Here is a 15,743-nt window from a genome sequence, read left to right as displayed (position 1 = left end):
CGCCCCGAAGCGGCGCCCCGCGGCGCCCCTACGGCGCCCCCGCGACGCCGGGGGGTCTACCCTCGGTGACCCACCGCGAGACGAGGGAGCCGCCATGCCCGGCTGGAACGCCAGCAAGATCCCCGCCCAGAGCGGCCGGACCGCCGTCATCACCGGGGCCAACAGCGGCATCGGCTACGTCACCGCCCGCGAGCTCGCGCGGCACGGCGCCTCGGTCGTGCTGGCCTGCCGCAGCGCGGCGCGCGGCCGGGCGGCGCTGGTCCGGCTCCGCGCGGAAGTGCCGGGAGCCGAGGCGGAGTTCATGGAGCTGGACCTCGCCGACCTGGCCTCGGTGCGAGAGTTCGCCTCCGCGTACGGGCAGCGGCACGCCGCCCTGGACCTGCTGGTCAACAACGCCGGGGTGATGGCGCTCCCGTACGGGCGCACCGCCGACGGGTTCGAGACCCAGTTCGGCGTCAACCACCTCGGGCACTTCGCCCTCACCGGACTGCTGCTGCCCCGGCTCCGGCAGGCCGCCCCCGGGGCCCGCATCGTGAACGTCTCCAGCGGCTTCCACGTACTGGGGAGGATCGACGTCGAGGGCGGCGGCCTGAACGCGCTCTCCGGCGAGCAGGGCTACCGCCGCTGGGTCGCCTACGGCCGCTCCAAGACCGCCAACCTGCTCTTCACGCACGAGCTGGCCCGCCGCTTCACCGCCGCCGGCTCCACGATCACCGCCGCCGCGGCCCACCCCGGCTACGCCTCCAGCAACCTGCACTCCGGAGCCTCGAAGGTGGAGGGGCCGAGCCTCAACTCGCGCGTGGCGGCCTTCGGCAACGCGGTCCTCGCCCAGCCCACCGCCTCGGGCGCACTGCCCACCCTGTACGCGGCCACCGCGCCCGGCGTTCGCCAGGACGCGTTCATCGGCCCGCGGTTCGGCTGGCGCGGAGCGCCGGCGCCGTCGTGGCGGGCGAAGTGGACCCTCGACGACAAGGCCGGCGAACTGCTGTGGGCGGCGTCCGAGAAGCTCACGGGAGTCTCGTACGCATCCCTGCCGCGCTGATCCGGCCCCGCGGCCGCGCGGGCGCCCCCGCCGTGAGTCCGTCCGCCCCCGGGTCGCCTCCGGGCGCCCCGGCCCGGGCCTGACCCGGGCGCCGCCCGCGCTGGAGACTCGGCGGCATGAGCGACGACGATACGGACAACCACCCAGCAGTCCACGCCCCTGCGGTGGTCCTCGGGGCGGTCAGGCCGGTTCGGGGCGCAGCGAGCGCCAGATGTGCTCCGGGAGGTGGCGGGCGGCTTCGGTGAGGTCGATCTCGTAGGTGCTGGACAGCCAGCGGCGGGCGGCCTCGGCGAGCGGGCCCATGACCAGGACCTCGATCACGGGCGCCGGCAGCGGGGCGATCTCGCCGCGCTCCATGCGGACCCCCAGCCACTGCATGATGGCCGCGAACTTCTCCGCCTTGGCCGCGCCGATCTCCTCGGCGTGGGCCACCAGGTAGCCGGAGTAGGCGGAGGCGTGCAGGAACAGCGCGACGTCCCGGTGCTCCTGGGTGAAGGCCAGATAGGCGGAGACCCAGGAGCGCACCCCGGTGCGGGCGGTGCGGCAGCGGGTGAGCGCGGCGACCATGTCGTCGCACAGCATGTCCATGCAGCGGATGTACAGCGCGGCGGCGAGGCCGTCGAAGCTGCCGAAGTGGTGGTAGAGACTGCCGAGGCTGACCCCGCTGGCCGAGACGACCGCGTTCACGGTGAAGCCCTGCTGACCGGATTCGGCGAACACGCGCAGCGCGGAGGTCAGGAGCAGGTCGACGGTGGCTTCGCCGCGTTGTTGCTTGGGAGACATGCTGCGGTCCCGTCGGTGTGCGTGGTGCTGTCCGGAATCTGCGCCACCGAGCGTAGCAAGATCGCGGAACTGGAAGACGGTTCCGGAAAGGTCCTTCGTGACTTCCGTTGGTGACCTGGATCAGGGCTTGGTGGCGCGCTCGTACAGCGCCCGCGTGTCGTCGCCGAAGTAGACGCTGTACGAGGTCTCGTCGTCGCCGCCCCCGTCACGGCCGCCGATCACCCCGATGAGCGTGCGGCCGTCGGTCAGCACGGGGCCGCCGCTGGTTCCGTTGGGCACGTTCGCACAGTCCAGCCGCAGCTGCGTGGGGCCCGCGGCGCGGGCGGTGTTGCGGCACTCCAGCGGCTGCTCGGAGTAGTTCGGGTAGCCCACCAGGCGGGCGGGTGCGGGCAGTTCGGGCCGGAAGGCGATCGTCTCGGCTCCGGTGACGTCCTCCAGCCGCTGGCCGGGGTAGCCGGGCCGGCGCAGTCGGAGGAAGGCGACGTCGTGGTCGGGGTCCTGGTCCTCGGTCCAGCGCGGGTCGACGTCGATCCGGGTGGGCACCCAGACGCCGAACGGGGCCACGCCGTCGTGGTAGCCGGGGGCGAAGGCGAGGTTGGTGCGGAAGCCGCCGCCGTACACGCAGTGGGCGGCGGTGGCGATGAGGTCGCCGGTGGGGGAGTGGACCACGACGGCCGAGCAGTGGTGGTCGGGGTCGCCGTCGGAGCCGGGGGAGAAGAGCGCTCCGATCGCGGGCTCGGCGGGGGCGGGCCGGGTCTCCAGCGGATCGGAGGGCTGCCAGCCGGTGGTCCGCCAGTTCGCGGGGGCGCTGCCCCCGGCGAAGGCCTTGCCGTCGGGCGCCTCCTCCGGGTCCTCCCGGACGATCCCGTCCAGGACGGCGCCCGCGGTCTTGTCGGCGCGTTCGGGGTCCTGCTGGTAGGTGCCCCGGGCGGGGTCCCCGTCGGCGCGGTTGGCGGCGATGCCGCGCAGCTCCCAGGCGGCGTACCCGAGGCCCGCCAGGACCACGGTGCAGAGCAGGCCGAGGAGCAGGGAGCCCCGTGCGCTCCGGCCCTGCTCCCGCCCCCGTTCCCGTCCCCGCCCGCGCCCGTCAACCCTGCTGGCCATCTGCTGCTCCCACCCCACCGACACGTCTGACGCCTCGTTCGATGGGGGGACGGCGGTCCGGGTTCCGGGAACCGGACGTGTCCGTGCTCACAGCCGACCGCATGGCCGTGTGCGGGTCGTCCTCGCCTTCTGTCGTCCACACGACCGCCCTGCGCTCCAGGCGCCGTGAGCGGCCCCACCTTGATCGACAGGAGCCAGGGTAGGAGAGCGCGGAAGCGGACGGCGGCTGCGGTGACCGCCCTGCCGGTGGTCGGGGCGGTGACCGCCCTGCCGGCGGTCGTGGCCCGCGTCTCCGGCGGGGGCCGCCGAGGACCTTCCCCGCGTCGCCGGCTGCCTCGCCGACATCCGCAGCCGGCACGACGCCCACCCCGGCCACCGGCCGGTCGTCCTCGAGCCGGACCTCGAGGACGGCTTCGCCGCCACCCCCGTCCGCGGCCCCGCCGACCTCGACGCGCTGCTGACCGTCAGGCTCGGCGACGCCGTCCACCGCCCCGGCCGGCTCGCGGCCGGACACCCCGACCTCGACACCGCCGGCCGCGCCGGAGCCCGGCCCGGCCGCGCCGCCCCCGCGACCGCCTCCCGCTCCTCGCGGGCCACCACGCCTCGATCGTCTCCGCCGACCGGTACCCGCTGCCAGGTCCGGGCGACGGTGGTGCAGCGCGGCCGCCGAGCCCGGGGGAGCCGGGAGCCCCGGAGCGGCGGGGGCCCCGAACTCCCGGTTCCACGCCCCTCGTCACCCGCGCGGCGCTATGGTGCGGGCGGGGGCGACCGTACGTAGGGGGGCGGGGCGGCGATGCGTTTTCTGTTTGTCCACGGCACGGGGGTACGGCGCGAGCGGCACGACCGGCTCTTCGCCCTGGTACGGGAGCGGCTGACGGCCAGATTCCCCGACGCGGCCGTCGAATCCTGCTACTGGGGCGACCGCTTCGGTGCGACCCTCGGCGCGGGCGGCCGCTCCGTTCCCGGGCTGCGGCGGCCGGGTCCGGACGCCGAGCCCGACCCCGTGGACGCCGAGACGGCCGAGTGGGCGCTGCTGCTCGCCGACCCGCTGTGCGAGCTGCGCGTCCTCGCCGAGGCCGGCTGGGACAGCCGGGACGCCGGGGCCGGCGACGACGCGGAGGACGACGGCTTCGCGATGCCCGGCGTCCAGCCCGCCGGGGCCCGGGTGCTCGGGCTGCTGGCCGCGCTACCGCCGGCGCCGCCCCGGGCCGGGGACGAGCTCGGCGCGCTGCTGCACGGCACCGGACTCGCCGCGGACTTCGCCGCCGCCCTGGAGACCACCGCCCGCTCCGCCGAGGCGGCCCGGGCCGGGGCACGCGCCGCCGGCGAGCCGCAGGCGCGCGAGCTGGCCACCGCCCTCGCCCGGGCCGTGACCGCCGCCGCGCTCGCCCGCGCCGGAGCCGAGGCCGACTGCACCGGCGCCGAACGGGACCGCCTCGTCGAACTGCTCACCACCCGCCTCGGCGGCGACGCCCGGGTGCCCGGCGCCCGCGCGGCCGCCGTCCTGGGCCGGCTCGCCCTGCGGGTCACCACCCAGCCCCTGCTCAACGCCTGGCGCGGCTCGCTCACCGTCGGCGCCACGCCCGCGCTCGGCGACATCCTGCGCTACCAGGCCCGCGGCCACGACCTGCGCACCTTCCTGCACGCCCGGATCGCCGCCGACCCGGCGCCCACCGTACTCATCGGCCACAGCCTCGGCGGGATCGCCCTGGTGGACCTCCTCGCCCTGGCCGCCGCCCGCGGCGAGGCCGTCCCCGGAGCCGAACTGCTCGTCACCGTCGGCTCCCAGGCCCCCTTCCTCTACGAGCTCGGCGCACTGACCGCGCTCGAACCGGGCGCGAAACTCCCGTACGGCTTCCCGCGCTGGCTCAACGTCTACGACCGCCAGGACGTGCTCTCCTACCTCGCCGGACCGGTCTTCCCCGGCGACCCGCGCGTCACCGACCACGAGGTCGGCAGCCGCCAGCCCTTCCCGGCCTGCCACAGCGCCTACTGGAAACAGGACTCCCTCTACGAGCGGATCGAACAGGCGGTGGCCGAGGCGGAGATCGGGTGACTCCCGCCGACTTCCTGCCCCCGGCCCTCGGGCCGCGGCGCACCTTCGCGCTCGTCGCCGGGGTCGAGCGCTACGAGATCAGCCACCACTGGAACCTGCGCGGCCCGGCCCGCGACGCCCTGCGCTTCGCCCGCTGGCTGACCGGTCCCGCCGAGGTGCCCGCCGGCAACGTCCGGCTGCTGCTGTCCCCGCTCGACGCGCCGGACGACCTCGACTGGACGGACACGCCCGCCATGGCCGCCCTGCGGACCGCGCACCGCCCGGCGACCGAGGAGAACGTGAAGGCGGTGCTGCTCGACGAACTCCCGCAGTGCGACGGCGACCTGCTGTGGATCTTCTGGGCCGGACACGGCTACCTCGGCCCGCGCCAGGAGCTGATGCTGCCCTGCGCCGACGCCAGCCGCGGCCAGATCCGCCACCTCAACCTCGACTCGGCGCTGCGCTGGTGGCGGACCGACCTGGTCAAACCGCGCCGCTTCCCGCTCCAGGCCGCACTCGTGGACTCCTGCCGGGTCGACGCGCCCCGCGACGCCCGGTGGAACTTCGGCACCACCGACTACGGCGGCGGCAGTTCGGTGCCCGGCCGCCGCCAGTTCCGGCTCTACGCCTCCCGGGAGGGCGAGGCCGCGCAGAACGACGCCGAACGCGGGGCCGGCCGCTTCACCGAGGCCCTGCTCGGGGAGATCGGGCACCGGTCCCTGCGGGAGAGCGTCAGCGGGCTGCCCGGCGCCGCCCTCAGCATCCACCGCTCCTTCCAGGAGCTGCGCGAGCGCGGCGAGGGCTGGCAGCTGCCGCAGTTCGTGGTGGACCGCGACTGGGACGCCTGCTCCTTCCTCGACGACGGGCCGCCCGGGCCCCGGCAGCCCCGCGCCGCCCGGCTCGACCAGCCCGCCTGGGACGGGCTCGGCGAGCTCTTCGAAGGCCGCGAACTGCCGCGCAGCGCACACGAGGCCTACACCTGGGCGTTCAAGGTGGCCGGCTGCACCACCCCGGTGCGCGCCGGCCTGCCCGGGGACAGCCTCCTGGAGGTGGTCCAGGACCTGGACGAGCGCCAGGGCGGGCGCGGCGGGATGCCGCTGGCCGTGCCCTTCGTACGGCTCCTCGCGGAGCGGGCCGCGAAGGCGGGCGACCAGGCCTGGGCGGGCCGGCTGACGGACTGGGTGCACGCCACCCGCGAGCGCCTCGGCCTGCCCGCGGTGCCCAAGCCCCCGCCCGCCCCGCCCAGGACCGTCGTGCACGTCCGGCTGGAGGCGCCGCCGGACGGCGGCCCCGGCCACCTCGCCCGGATGTGGCTGCACGGCGAACGGACCGAGCACATATGGGAGTCCGAGGGCGCACCGGTCCGGCTGGACGCCGTACGGGAGGAACTCGTACGTCAACTGGTCCTCATCGGGGCGACGCCGGACGGGAACGCGGAGGCCGGCCGGCGCACGCACCGCACGGTGGACCGCATCGAGTTCCACGTGCCCTACGAACTGCTCGACGCCGACTTCGACCAGTGGCCGGTGCCCCGCGGCCCGCGGGGCCGGACCCACGCGCTCGGCCGGCTCCACCAGGTGGTGGTGCGCTGCCCGCAGGAGCGGGCGGACACCCGGGCCGAATGGCACACCTCCTGGCGGTGGCTGTGCGCCCGGGGCGGCCGGCACCCCGACGCCGTCCGGGTGGTGGCGGACCCCGAGGTCACGGACGCGCTCGGGCTGGAACTGGCCGAGGGGCCCGCGCCCGCCTGCGTCCTGGCGCACACGACGGCCGCGCCGCACGCCGGGCTGCTGGAAGCCGTACTCGAAGGCGGGGTACCGGTGGCCGTGTGGCGGCGCGGGGGCGGCCTGCCGGCGCCCGCGCTCCTCGACCTGCTCGCACCGGCCGGGCCGGACGGCCGGCCCGACCCCGGCGCGCTCGACGTACTGGCACTGCCCGCGCGCGTGCGGGAGGTGCGCCGGGCGGCCGCGCTCGCCGCCGCGCGCGCCCCGGGCGCGGCCGCGGACGCCGCGAGCGCCCGCCAACCTCCGCCCGGGGGAGACCAGTTGGTGCTCCTGTGGGACGATCCCGACGACGTGCCGGGCCACCGGTCCCTGGCCTGACCCCCCGACCACCCACCACCGACAGACCGCGACACGGACGATGGAGGCACAGGCAGTGGCGAAGGACTGGTGGCTGTACCACGGGAGCGGACCCGGCGAGGACCGGCGCGCCCGGCTGGAGGCCGGATCCCCGCCCCCCTGGCGGGACTTCACCGGCATCCCCGACCCGGGATACCGGCCACCCGGCTGCGCGGGACCCGCCTGGGAGCGCACCTGGCGGCGCGGCGTGGGCTACGTACCCGACGAGGCGGAGAAGGACGTGGTCAACACCGCCCTGTACCTGCGCCGGCCGCTGCTCGTCACCGGGAAGCCGGGCGTCGGCAAGTCCACGCTCGCCGCCAGCATCGCCACGGACCTGGGCCTGGGCCCCGTACTGCACTGGCCGATCACCAGCCGGACCGTGCTGCGGGACGGGCTGTACCTGTACGACGCCATCGGGCGCCTCCAGGAGGCCGGGCTGGAACAGCTGCGCACGCCGGGCGCGCACCCCGCGGGCGCCGGGGCGCCCGGCGCGGCGGCCGTACCACCGCCACCGGACCCGGCCGCCGCCGTCCCCGCCGGCGCCCCGTCGATCTCCCGCTACCTGCGCCTCGGACCGCTCGGCACCGCACTGCTCCCGCAGGACCGGCCCCGCGTCCTGCTCGTCGACGAGATCGACAAGAGCGACATCGACCTGCCCGGCGACCTCCTCACCATCTTCGAGGACGGCGGCTTCCAGATCCCTGAACTCGCCCGCCTCGCCCAGGAGGACCCCACCGTCGCCATCGGCACCGACGACGACCCCGAAGCCGGCGTGCGGATCACCCAGGGCCACGTCCAGTGCCGGTACTTCCCCGTCGTCGTCCTCACCAGCAACGGCGAACGCGACTTCCCGCCCGCCTTCCTGCGGCGCTGCGTCCGCCTCCACGTGGAGCCGCCCGGACCGGACAAGCTCGCCCGCATCGTGCGCCGCCGGCTGGGCGTCGACATCGAGACGGGTGAGGAGTACCAGGAGCTCGTCCGGAGCTTCCTCGACCGCGGCGAGGACGGGGACCTCGCCACCGACCAGCTCCTCAACGCCATCCAGCTGCGCCTCGCCGGCGCCTGGTCCGCCCCCGGGGACCGCGACCGTTTCCTCGCCACCGTCATGCAGCACCTGACCGGGCCCACGGCGTGATCGAGAGGCTGCTCGCCGCGATCGCCGAGGGCGCCGACGACGGCGGCCCCCGCACCGGCGTCGGCGTGGAGGAGCTCGCCGACATCCTGTGGCTGGCGGCCCGGGTGGACCCGGCCGGGGCCCGCCCGCCCGGCGCGCCCGCCGCCGACCCGACGGGCGAGCAGCCGCCGGCCCCCGAACCGGCCCCGCCCGAGGCCGGTCCCGACACCCTCCCGCCATCCGGGCCCGACCGCCCGGACGGCGGCACGCCCGCCGTCCAGCTCTTCCCGGCCGCCCCGCCCGGTCCCGCCGGGAAACCGGCCGACACCGCCGCGGGCCGCCGGGGCTCGCCCGTACGGCTGCCCCGCGCCGCCTCCCTCGACGATCCGCTCGCCCTGATGCGCTCCCTGCGCCCCGTCGGCCGGCGTTCCATCGGCGGCCCCGGGGAGGAACTGGACGAGCAGCTCACCGTCGAGCGCAGCATCGAGCGGAGGATGGCGACCCCGGTCCTGCGGCCCGCCGAGAGCCGCTGGCTGGACCTGGCACTGGTCGTCGACACGCACCACTCGATGCTGCTGTGGTCGGACCTCGTGGACGAACTCCGCGGCGTTCTGACCCGCAGCGGGGTCTTCCGCGACGTACGCACCTGGCAGCTGACCGGCACCGGCCCCGGCGCCACCCCGATGCTCACGCGCGGCCGCGGCGGCCCGCCCCGCAACCCGCTGGAACTGGCCGACCCGGCGGGCCGCCGGCTGATCCTCGTACTCTCCGACACCGTGGCGGGCGGCTGGCGGGAGGCACCCGTGCAGCGCGTGCTCCGGCACTGGTGCGCCCACAACGCCGTGGCCGTCCTGAACGTCCTGCCCGAAAGGCTCTGGACGCGCGGCGCCGTCCGGCCCGTCCCCTTCGCCGTCCGCGCGGACCGGCCCGCGGCCGCCACCCGGTCCTGGCAGCGGGTCCCGGCCACCCGGCGGTCCGGCGCCGGCCGCCGCCGCGCGGCCGCCGCCGCAACCGTCGTACCGGTGGTCGGCATCGCCTCGGGCAGCCTGGCCCGGCTGGTGCGGGTGGTCTCCGGCGACGGCCGGTGGCGACGGCTGGCCTGCCTGCGGCTGGACGCCGGGCCGGGGGGCGCGAGCACCCCGGAGGATCCCGCCCCCACCGCCGCCCGCAGCCCCCTGGAGGTGGTGGAACGCTTCCGGGCGAACGCCTCCCCGACCGCGCAGCAGCTCGCCGCCCACCTGGCGGCCGTGCCGCTGACCCTGCCGGTGATGACGCTGGTGCGGCGCTCCCTGCTGCGGGACTCCGAGCACGGCCACCTCGCGGAGGTCGCCCTCGGCGGGCTCCTCGCCCCCTGGGGCGCCGAACAGGCGGCCGAGGACGCCGAGTTCGACTTCCTGCCGGGGGTGCGCGAGGTCCTGCTCGGCTCGCAGCTGCGCGGAGACGTGGCCGCCGTACGGGAGCTGGTGCGCCGCCGCGTCTGGGAGTTCGTGTCCCGCAACCGGCGACCCGCACCGGACTTCACCGCGGTCCGGGTCACCCCGGGAGGGACGGGCCGCCGCACGGTGGCCGACGAGGCGCTGCCCTTCGCGGCGGCGCCGCCGCACGAGCCGGGCCTGCCGGACCGGGTCGTCCGCGTCCGCTACGACGCCATGCCGGAGCCGCAGGAGGTCGGCACCCTGCTGACGCCACAGCTGGTGCTCACGGTCGGCGACGCCCCGCTCCCCCGCGGCGCGGTCGCCTGGGTGCGGGCCGGCGCCCGGGAGGTCTCCTGCCGCCCGGTGTGGTGGGACGACGCACTGCCCCGGGTCTCCCTGCTGCTGGCCGACGAGGACCTGGAGGAATGGACGGACCGGGCGGACCGGGCGGGCCGGCCGGAGCCGTTGCCCTGGGCGGAGACGGAGGCGGAGGCCGATGTCGAGGCGGACACGGAGACCGCGCGCGTCCGCGTCGACGGCCTGACGGACCGGGGGGAACCCGTCGCGCTGACGGGCGAGGTGGTCCCGAACGACGGCGCCCGCAACGGCGAGCTCGTCCGGCTCTCCGCCGAGCCCGAGAGCTGGACGCACTACCGCGGCGGCCCGGTCTCCCGCGCCGGCGAGCTGGTCGGCGTCGTGCACGGGGTCTGGCCGGACCGCATGGTGTTCCTGTCGGGCCGCGCGCTGCGGGAACTCCCCGGCTTCCGCGAGGCCATGGCCGAGCACGGGCGGGCGCACCCGGCGGAGGACTCCGGTGTGTGCCTGGCGGTGCTGCCCGCCGACGACAACGTGTACCCGACCGGAAGCTCGCCGGACGCGGAGATGAGGGACCTCATGGTGCGGCTGGTGGGGGACACGGGCATCGCCGTCCGGATCGTCGGCGCCGGGGACGGCGCGACGGCGCTCCTGCTGCTGGACGCGCCGGGAGCCCTCGCCAAGGCCGGCCGGCTTCTGTCCGAACTGCCCGGCGCCATCGCCGTGTTCGCGAGCCGGCGGACGGACGGCGGACCCTTCTCCCTCCGCGTGGCCGTGGCCGCCGGGCCCATGGAAGGCCTCTCGGACGGACTTCCCGCCGTCACCGGGCCGCCCGCCTCCGAGGCCGTCCGCGTGCTCCGGCAGATGGACCGGACCGGGTCGACGGCGGGACCCCTCGCCGTGGCCGTCTCCCCTCCCGTGTACGAGGAACTCCGCGAGCTGGTCGGTCCCGCGGCGCTGCGCGCCCTCGCGCCGGTCGGGGGCGCGGCGGAGGGCTGGCTGTGCACCGCAGACCCCGCCGAACTGGGCCTCGCCCTGACGGAGGCCGGTGAGCTCCGGGGCGAGGGCGTCGACTGGCCGGTCTGCGGCCGCCGTTCCGTCCGCTCCCCCCGCACCCCGTGCACGGGTATCCGGCTGCCCGGCTACGACCGGTGCCTGGCCCATCTGGCGAGCGCGGAGCAGCGGGCCTACCTCGGGACGCTCGAACCGGGATCGCCCCTGGACCTGCGCGGCACCACCTTCGAGGGCGGACTGCTCCAGGAGGTCCTGGAGGCGGTGCGGCAGCCGCGTTCGCGGCGCGTGAGGCTCGGGCCGGCCGATTTCGACCGGGCCCACTTCGTGGACGACTGGAACACGGTGGACGCCGAGTTCTCGGGGCGCGCCTCCTTCTCCCGGGCCGTGTTCGCGGGCCGGGCCGTGTTCGTGCGCACCGCCGTCGCGGGGCGGGCCTCCTTCACCGGCGCGGTGTTCCACGGCGTCGCGGTCTTCGACAGGAGCCTCTTCCAGCGTGCGGGTACGTTCCGCCGTACGGTCTTCCGCGGCTCGGCGGAGTTCACGGACACCGAGTTCCTCGAGGGGGTCTCCTTCGGCCAGGCCGCGCTGGAATCGGCGGCCGACCTGAACGGGATGCGGGTGACCGGGACGGCGGACTTCTCCCGCACCGTCTTCGGTGGTCCGGCCGGGCTGAGCGGTGCCGACTTCGCCGGGCCGGTCTCCTTCGCGTCCGCCGCGTGGGAACGCGGGCTGGTCTGCGGCGGCGCCGTGTTCCACGGACCGGTCGACCTCGCGCACGCGGTCTTCCAGGGCCGGGTCCGCTTCGAGGGCGTGCGCTTCGAAGCGGGCCCGGGCGCCGTGGCCCCCTTCACCGACGAGCCAGGGCGCTGGGCGGTCCACCGGCGTCCGGACGGCACGTGGGACATCCGCCTCCTCGACCCCGAGGACGGGTGACCCGGCTCCTCAGGGTCCGCTGTGCGAGGCCTCCAGCCGCCGCGGCGGGCGGCCGTCCACGGAGGTGAGGGTCGCCTCGATCTCGTCCAGGGCACGGCGCGCCGTCGCGATGCGGTCCCGTACGTCCGCGTCCGTCGGCGGCGGCCCCGGCTGCTTCAGGTCGCGGTCGGCCGCGTCCTCGATCTCGCGTGCCTCGTCGAGGGAGTTGAGGACGACCCCGATGAGGACGTTCACCAGCACGAAGGAGGCGAGCAGCGCGTAGGAGGCGTAGTAGATGATGCTGAGCCGGGAGATCTGCAGCCCCGCCCGGACGGCGTCGGTCAGGCCGTCGAGCGTGGTCAGCAGGAACAGCGTGAGCATCGCGCGGCCCACCGAACCGTAGTGCTGCGGGTCGGAGTCGGCGAAGCAGACCCAGCCGACCATGGCGTAGACGTACAGCACCAGCGCGCCGACGAACAGGAAGCTGGCGGTCCCCGGCAGGCTGCGGCCGACCGCGATCAGCAGGATGCGCAGGTGCGGCAGGAAGCGCGCGGTGCGCAGGACGCGGGCCAGCCGCAGCATCCGCAGCAGGGTGGTGTTCTCCCGTACGAGCGGGACGAAGGCCGAGGCCACGACCGCGAGGTCGAAGAGGTTCCACGGGTCGCGGAAGAATGCTTTCGGCCGGTCCGCGCACGCCCCGATGCGCAGCATCATCTCCAGGCTGAACAGGGCGAGGCAGCAGTTCTCCGCGGCCTCCAGCAGCTGCCGGTGGTCCGCGGCGAGTCCGCTGTACGTCTCCACGCCCATCAGGGCGGCGTTGAGCAGGATCGCGCAGAAGACGACCAACCCGAAGGCGGGGGCCTCCGTGGCCACCCGGCATCGGGCTGCCAGCTTCATCCGGCCGCGTCCGGCCGGCTTCGGGTCTCTCATCGTGCTCCTCGTACTCTCGTCTGCACCGCGGGCGAACGGCGGCCCACCTCTCTAACGCCCCACAGCCGATCGGGTTTCATCACTTTCCGCACGCCAACGCGCCGACTCGTGCGGGTTGTCCGCCGATCCGGTCCCGGACCGCCGGGCTACGCCAGCTCGCGCCGGAGCAGGGAGATCACCTCGGCGGCGTGCTCGTTGAGGTAGAAGTGGCCGCCGGGGAAGCGGTACAGGGAGAAGGGGCCGTCCGTGTGGTCGGCCCAGGCCGCGGCCTCCTCGGCGGTCACCTCGGGGTCGCTGTCCCCGGTGAGCACCGTGATCGGGGAGGTCAGGGCCGGTCCGGGACGGTAGCGGTAGGTCTCGGCGGCCTTGTAGTCGCCGCGGATCGCCGGGAGCACCGAGCGCAGCAGTTCGTCGTCGGCCAGGACCGCCGGGTCGGTGCCGTTCATCCCCCTGATCCTGGCGAGCAGTTCGGCGTCGGGGGCGAGGTGGACCAGCTGGTTCGCGCGCGGGCGCGAGGGGGCCCGGCGCCCCGAGGCGAACAGCGCCAGGGGCGCGGGATCGCCGGCCGCCTCCATCCGCCGCGCCACCTCGAAGGCCAGGGACGCGCCGAGGCTGTGCCCGAGCAGCGCCACCGGGCGGTCGCACCACGGCCGAAGCTCCGCGAAGACCCGGTCCGCCAGTTCGTGCAGGTCGTCCACGCACCGTTCGTGGCGGCGGTCCTGGCGGCCGGGATACTGCACGGCCAGCACGTCGGCGTCCGGGGACAGGGCCCGCGAGACGGGGAACCAGTAGCTCGCCGAGCCGCCCGCGTGCGGGAAGCAGAACAGGCGTACGGGGGCGTCCTCGGCGGGGTGGAAGCGGCGCAGCCAGGCGCTGGTCGCCGTCAGGGTCGAAGCGGTCAGGGCGGTACGGGTCATCGTCGGTCGGTGTCCTTTCGGGGAAGGCGGTCCATCTCACGCTCGGCCCGGCTCACGGGTCGGTCCGGCTCAGGGGTCGGTCCGGCTCACGGGTCGGTCCGGCTTAGGGGCCAGTCCGGCTCACGGTCGGTCCGGTTGCCGGATCGTCCGGTGCGTGCGTGAGTCCGGTTCATGCGTCGGTCCGGGTCATGGCGCGGTCCAGGTGCCCGGCGGGCGCCAGCCGCGGGCGGGACCCCAGCCGGCCCGGTCCGGCCGCCCGGCCCCGGCCCCGGCGCCGCCGTCGCCCGGCCGCCGGGCGACGGCGAGCAGCGCGAGCAGGACGGCGGCCAGCTCGGTGCCGTCCGGTGCGCCGCGCACGATCTTCACGTCTGGTTCGGCCCGCTCGCCCATCGCACTCAGAACGGCGGGTTGCCGTGCTTGCGTTCGGGCAGCGGCACGTGCTTCGCCCGCAGGACCTCCAGTGCGTCCGTCAGCACCTGCCGGGTGGCGGCCGGGTCGATGACGTCGTCGACGAGGCCGCGCTCGGCGGCGTAGTAGGGATGCATGAGTTCCTGCCGGTACTGCTTGACGCGCTGCGCGCGCGCCGCCTCCGGGTCGTCCGAGGCGGCGATCTCCCGGCGGAAGACGACGTTCGCCGCACCCTCGGCGCCCATGACGGCGATCTCGTTCGTGGGCCACGCGAACGACAGGTCCGCGCCGATCGAGCGGGAGTCCATGACGATGTAGGCACCGCCGTACGCCTTGCGCAGGATCACCTGCACCCGGGGCACCGTGGCCGCGCAGTACGCGTACAGCAGTTTCGCGCCGTGCCGGATGACACCGCCGTGCTCCTGGCCGCTGCCCGGCAGGAAGCCCGGCACGTCCACCAGCGTCACCAGCGGAATGCTGAAGGCGTCGCAGGTCTGCACGAAGCGGGCGGCCTTCTCCGAGGCGTGGATGTCCAGCACCCCGGCGAGCGAGGCGGGCTGGTTGGCGACGATGCCCACCACGTGGCCGTCCAGCCGGGCCAGCCCGCAGATGATGTTGGTCGCCCAGTGGGCGTGGACCTCGAGGAGATCGCCGTCGTCGACGATCTCCTCGATCACCGCGCGCATGTCGTACGCGTGCGCCGGGTCGGCCGGCACCAGCTCGGCCAGCGCCCCGGTCCGGCGGTCGGCCGGGTCGCCGGCCGGCACGGCCGGCGGCATCTCACGGTTGTTGGAGGGCAGCAACGACAGCAGGTGCCGTACCTCCTCCAGGCACTCCTCCTCGGTGTCGTAGAGGAAGGCGCTCGCACCCGAGACGCAGGAGTGCACCCGAGCGCCGCCGAGATCGTCGTGGCTGATCCGCTCGCCGGTCACCGCCTGCACCACGTCGGGGCCGGTGATGTACATCTGCGCGATGTCACGCACCATGAACACGTAGTCCGTCAGTGCGGGGGAGTACGCCGCCCCGCCGGCGCACGGCCCGAGCACCACGCTGATCTGCGGAATCACCCCGGACGCGGCCACATTGCGGCGGAAGATGCCGCCGTACCCGGCGAGCGCCGTGACCCCCTCCTGGATCCGGGCCCCCGCGCCGTCGCTGAGCGACACCAGCGGCGCCCCGGCCGCCAGCGCGAGGTCCATCACCTTGTGGATCTTCTGCGCGTGGGCCTCGCCGAGCGAGCCGCCGAAGATCCGGAAGTCGTGCGCGTACACGAACACCCGGCGGCCCCCGACCTTGCCCCAGCCGGTCACCACGCCGTCGGTGTGCGGTCTGCGGTCCTCCAGGCCGAAACCGGTGGCCCGGTGCCGGCGCAACTGCTCGATCTCGCGGAAGGTGCCCGGATCGAAGAGCAGGTCGAGGCGCTCGCGCACGGTCAGCTTGCCGCGGGCGTGCTGCGCCTCGGAGGCGCCGGCGGACGGGCCCAGCCCGGCGGACTCCTTGATCGCTTCCAGTTCGGCCACTCGGACACCGACATCGGCAACTGTCATGCTCCACCCGTTTCCTCGGCCGTCGGGGCGCGCCGATGGCGGCCCCGGGCAGTGCCCGCCATTGAAGGCGGCCGGGGGGCGCGC

Annotated in this window: 11 protein-coding genes; 5 read left to right on the top strand and 6 right to left on the bottom strand. The window is 75.6% G+C overall.

What is annotated here, in order from left to right; translation table 11 throughout:
• Positions 1–94 precede the first annotated feature (94 nt).
• Positions 95–1,042: an oxidoreductase gene (locus tag ACZ6JT_RS07145; RefSeq protein WP_469208006.1), complete on the top strand. Its 948-nt coding sequence runs from the start codon at positions 95–97 to the stop codon at positions 1,040–1,042.
• A 180-nt stretch (positions 1,043–1,222) separates the two neighbouring features.
• Here the strand turns inward: ACZ6JT_RS07145 and ACZ6JT_RS07140 are convergent, their stop codons facing one another.
• Positions 1,223–1,825, bottom strand: coding sequence for a TetR/AcrR family transcriptional regulator (locus ACZ6JT_RS07140; protein ID WP_469208002.1), 603 nt, complete (start codon positions 1,823–1,825; stop codon positions 1,223–1,225).
• 120 nt (positions 1,826–1,945) lie between these two features.
• Positions 1,946–2,929 carry a trypsin-like serine peptidase gene (locus tag ACZ6JT_RS07135; protein ID WP_469208000.1) on the bottom strand — a complete coding sequence of 328 codons (984 nt, stop codon included), beginning with the start codon at positions 2,927–2,929 and terminating at the stop codon, positions 1,946–1,948.
• 793 nt (positions 2,930–3,722) lie between these two features.
• On the opposite strand from ACZ6JT_RS07135, the gene ACZ6JT_RS07130 reads away from it, so the two are divergent.
• From ACZ6JT_RS07130 to ACZ6JT_RS07115, 4 genes are read left to right on the top strand one after another with little or no spacing between them, the layout of a single operon-like run.
• Positions 3,723–4,985 carry a hypothetical protein gene (locus ACZ6JT_RS07130; RefSeq protein WP_469207998.1) on the top strand — a complete coding sequence of 421 codons (1,263 nt, stop codon included), beginning with the start codon at positions 3,723–3,725 and terminating at the stop codon, positions 4,983–4,985.
• The gene (locus ACZ6JT_RS07125) at positions 4,982–7,066 is read left to right on the top strand and encodes a VMAP-C domain-containing protein (RefSeq protein WP_469207996.1); all 2,085 of its coding nucleotides are present in this window, start codon (positions 4,982–4,984) and stop codon (positions 7,064–7,066) included. Before ACZ6JT_RS07130 ends, ACZ6JT_RS07125 begins: the two co-directional genes overlap by 4 nt.
• A 40-nt stretch (positions 7,067–7,106) precedes the next feature.
• Positions 7,107–8,222 carry an AAA family ATPase gene (locus tag ACZ6JT_RS07120; protein ID WP_469207994.1) on the top strand — a complete coding sequence of 372 codons (1,116 nt, stop codon included), beginning with the start codon at positions 7,107–7,109 and terminating at the stop codon, positions 8,220–8,222.
• Positions 8,219–11,878, top strand: coding sequence for an SAV_2336 N-terminal domain-related protein (locus tag ACZ6JT_RS07115; protein ID WP_469207993.1), 3,660 nt, complete (start codon positions 8,219–8,221; stop codon positions 11,876–11,878). The genes ACZ6JT_RS07120 and ACZ6JT_RS07115 overlap by 4 nt, the downstream gene beginning before the upstream one ends.
• Positions 11,879–11,887: 9 nt before the next feature.
• Here ACZ6JT_RS07115 and ACZ6JT_RS07110 read toward each other — a convergent pair whose 3' ends face one another.
• The 4 genes from ACZ6JT_RS07110 to ACZ6JT_RS07095 form a co-directional block, all read right to left on the bottom strand.
• Positions 11,888–12,787, bottom strand: a complete 900-nt coding sequence (locus ACZ6JT_RS07110) for an ion transporter (RefSeq protein ID WP_469207991.1) — start codon at positions 12,785–12,787, stop codon at positions 11,888–11,890.
• A 146-nt stretch (positions 12,788–12,933) separates the two neighbouring features.
• Positions 12,934–13,704 (bottom strand): thioesterase II family protein, encoded by a 771-nt coding sequence (locus tag ACZ6JT_RS07105; protein WP_469207989.1) that lies wholly within the window; start codon positions 13,702–13,704, stop codon positions 12,934–12,936.
• A gap of 186 nt (positions 13,705–13,890) precedes the next feature.
• Positions 13,891–14,094, bottom strand: coding sequence for an acyl-CoA carboxylase subunit epsilon (locus ACZ6JT_RS07100; RefSeq protein ID WP_469207988.1), 204 nt, complete (start codon positions 14,092–14,094; stop codon positions 13,891–13,893).
• Positions 14,095–14,099: 5 nt separating this feature from the next.
• Positions 14,100–15,659 carry an acyl-CoA carboxylase subunit beta gene (locus tag ACZ6JT_RS07095; protein WP_469207985.1) on the bottom strand — a complete coding sequence of 520 codons (1,560 nt, stop codon included), beginning with the start codon at positions 15,657–15,659 and terminating at the stop codon, positions 14,100–14,102.
• Between the last annotated feature and the right edge of the window lie 84 nt (positions 15,660–15,743).

Source organism: Streptomyces sp. NPDC046308, assembly GCF_055588065.1.
The sequence above is the reverse complement of the archived record's forward strand: the minus strand, read 5'-3'. Positions and strand labels throughout refer to the sequence as shown.

Bases quoted from the DNA above. Each gene is read 5' to 3' on its own strand.
- ACZ6JT_RS07145 (WP_469208006.1), top strand. From the start codon at position 95: ATGCCCGGCTGGAACGCCAGCAAGATCCCCGCCCAGAGCGGCCGGACC.
- ACZ6JT_RS07140 (WP_469208002.1), bottom strand. From the start codon at position 1,825: ATGTCTCCCAAGCAACAACGCGGCGAAGCCACCGTCGACCTGCTCCTG.
- ACZ6JT_RS07135 (WP_469208000.1), bottom strand. From the start codon at position 2,929: ATGGCCAGCAGGGTTGACGGGCGCGGGCGGGGACGGGAACGGGGGCGG.
- ACZ6JT_RS07130 (WP_469207998.1), top strand. From the start codon at position 3,723: ATGCGTTTTCTGTTTGTCCACGGCACGGGGGTACGGCGCGAGCGGCAC.
- ACZ6JT_RS07120 (WP_469207994.1), top strand. From the start codon at position 7,107: ATGGAGGCACAGGCAGTGGCGAAGGACTGGTGGCTGTACCACGGGAGC.
- ACZ6JT_RS07110 (WP_469207991.1), bottom strand. From the start codon at position 12,787: ATGAGAGACCCGAAGCCGGCCGGACGCGGCCGGATGAAGCTGGCAGCC.
- ACZ6JT_RS07105 (WP_469207989.1), bottom strand. From the start codon at position 13,704: ATGACCCGTACCGCCCTGACCGCTTCGACCCTGACGGCGACCAGCGCC.
- ACZ6JT_RS07100 (WP_469207988.1), bottom strand. From the start codon at position 14,094: ATGGGCGAGCGGGCCGAACCAGACGTGAAGATCGTGCGCGGCGCACCG.
- ACZ6JT_RS07095 (WP_469207985.1), bottom strand. From the start codon at position 15,659: ATGACAGTTGCCGATGTCGGTGTCCGAGTGGCCGAACTGGAAGCGATC.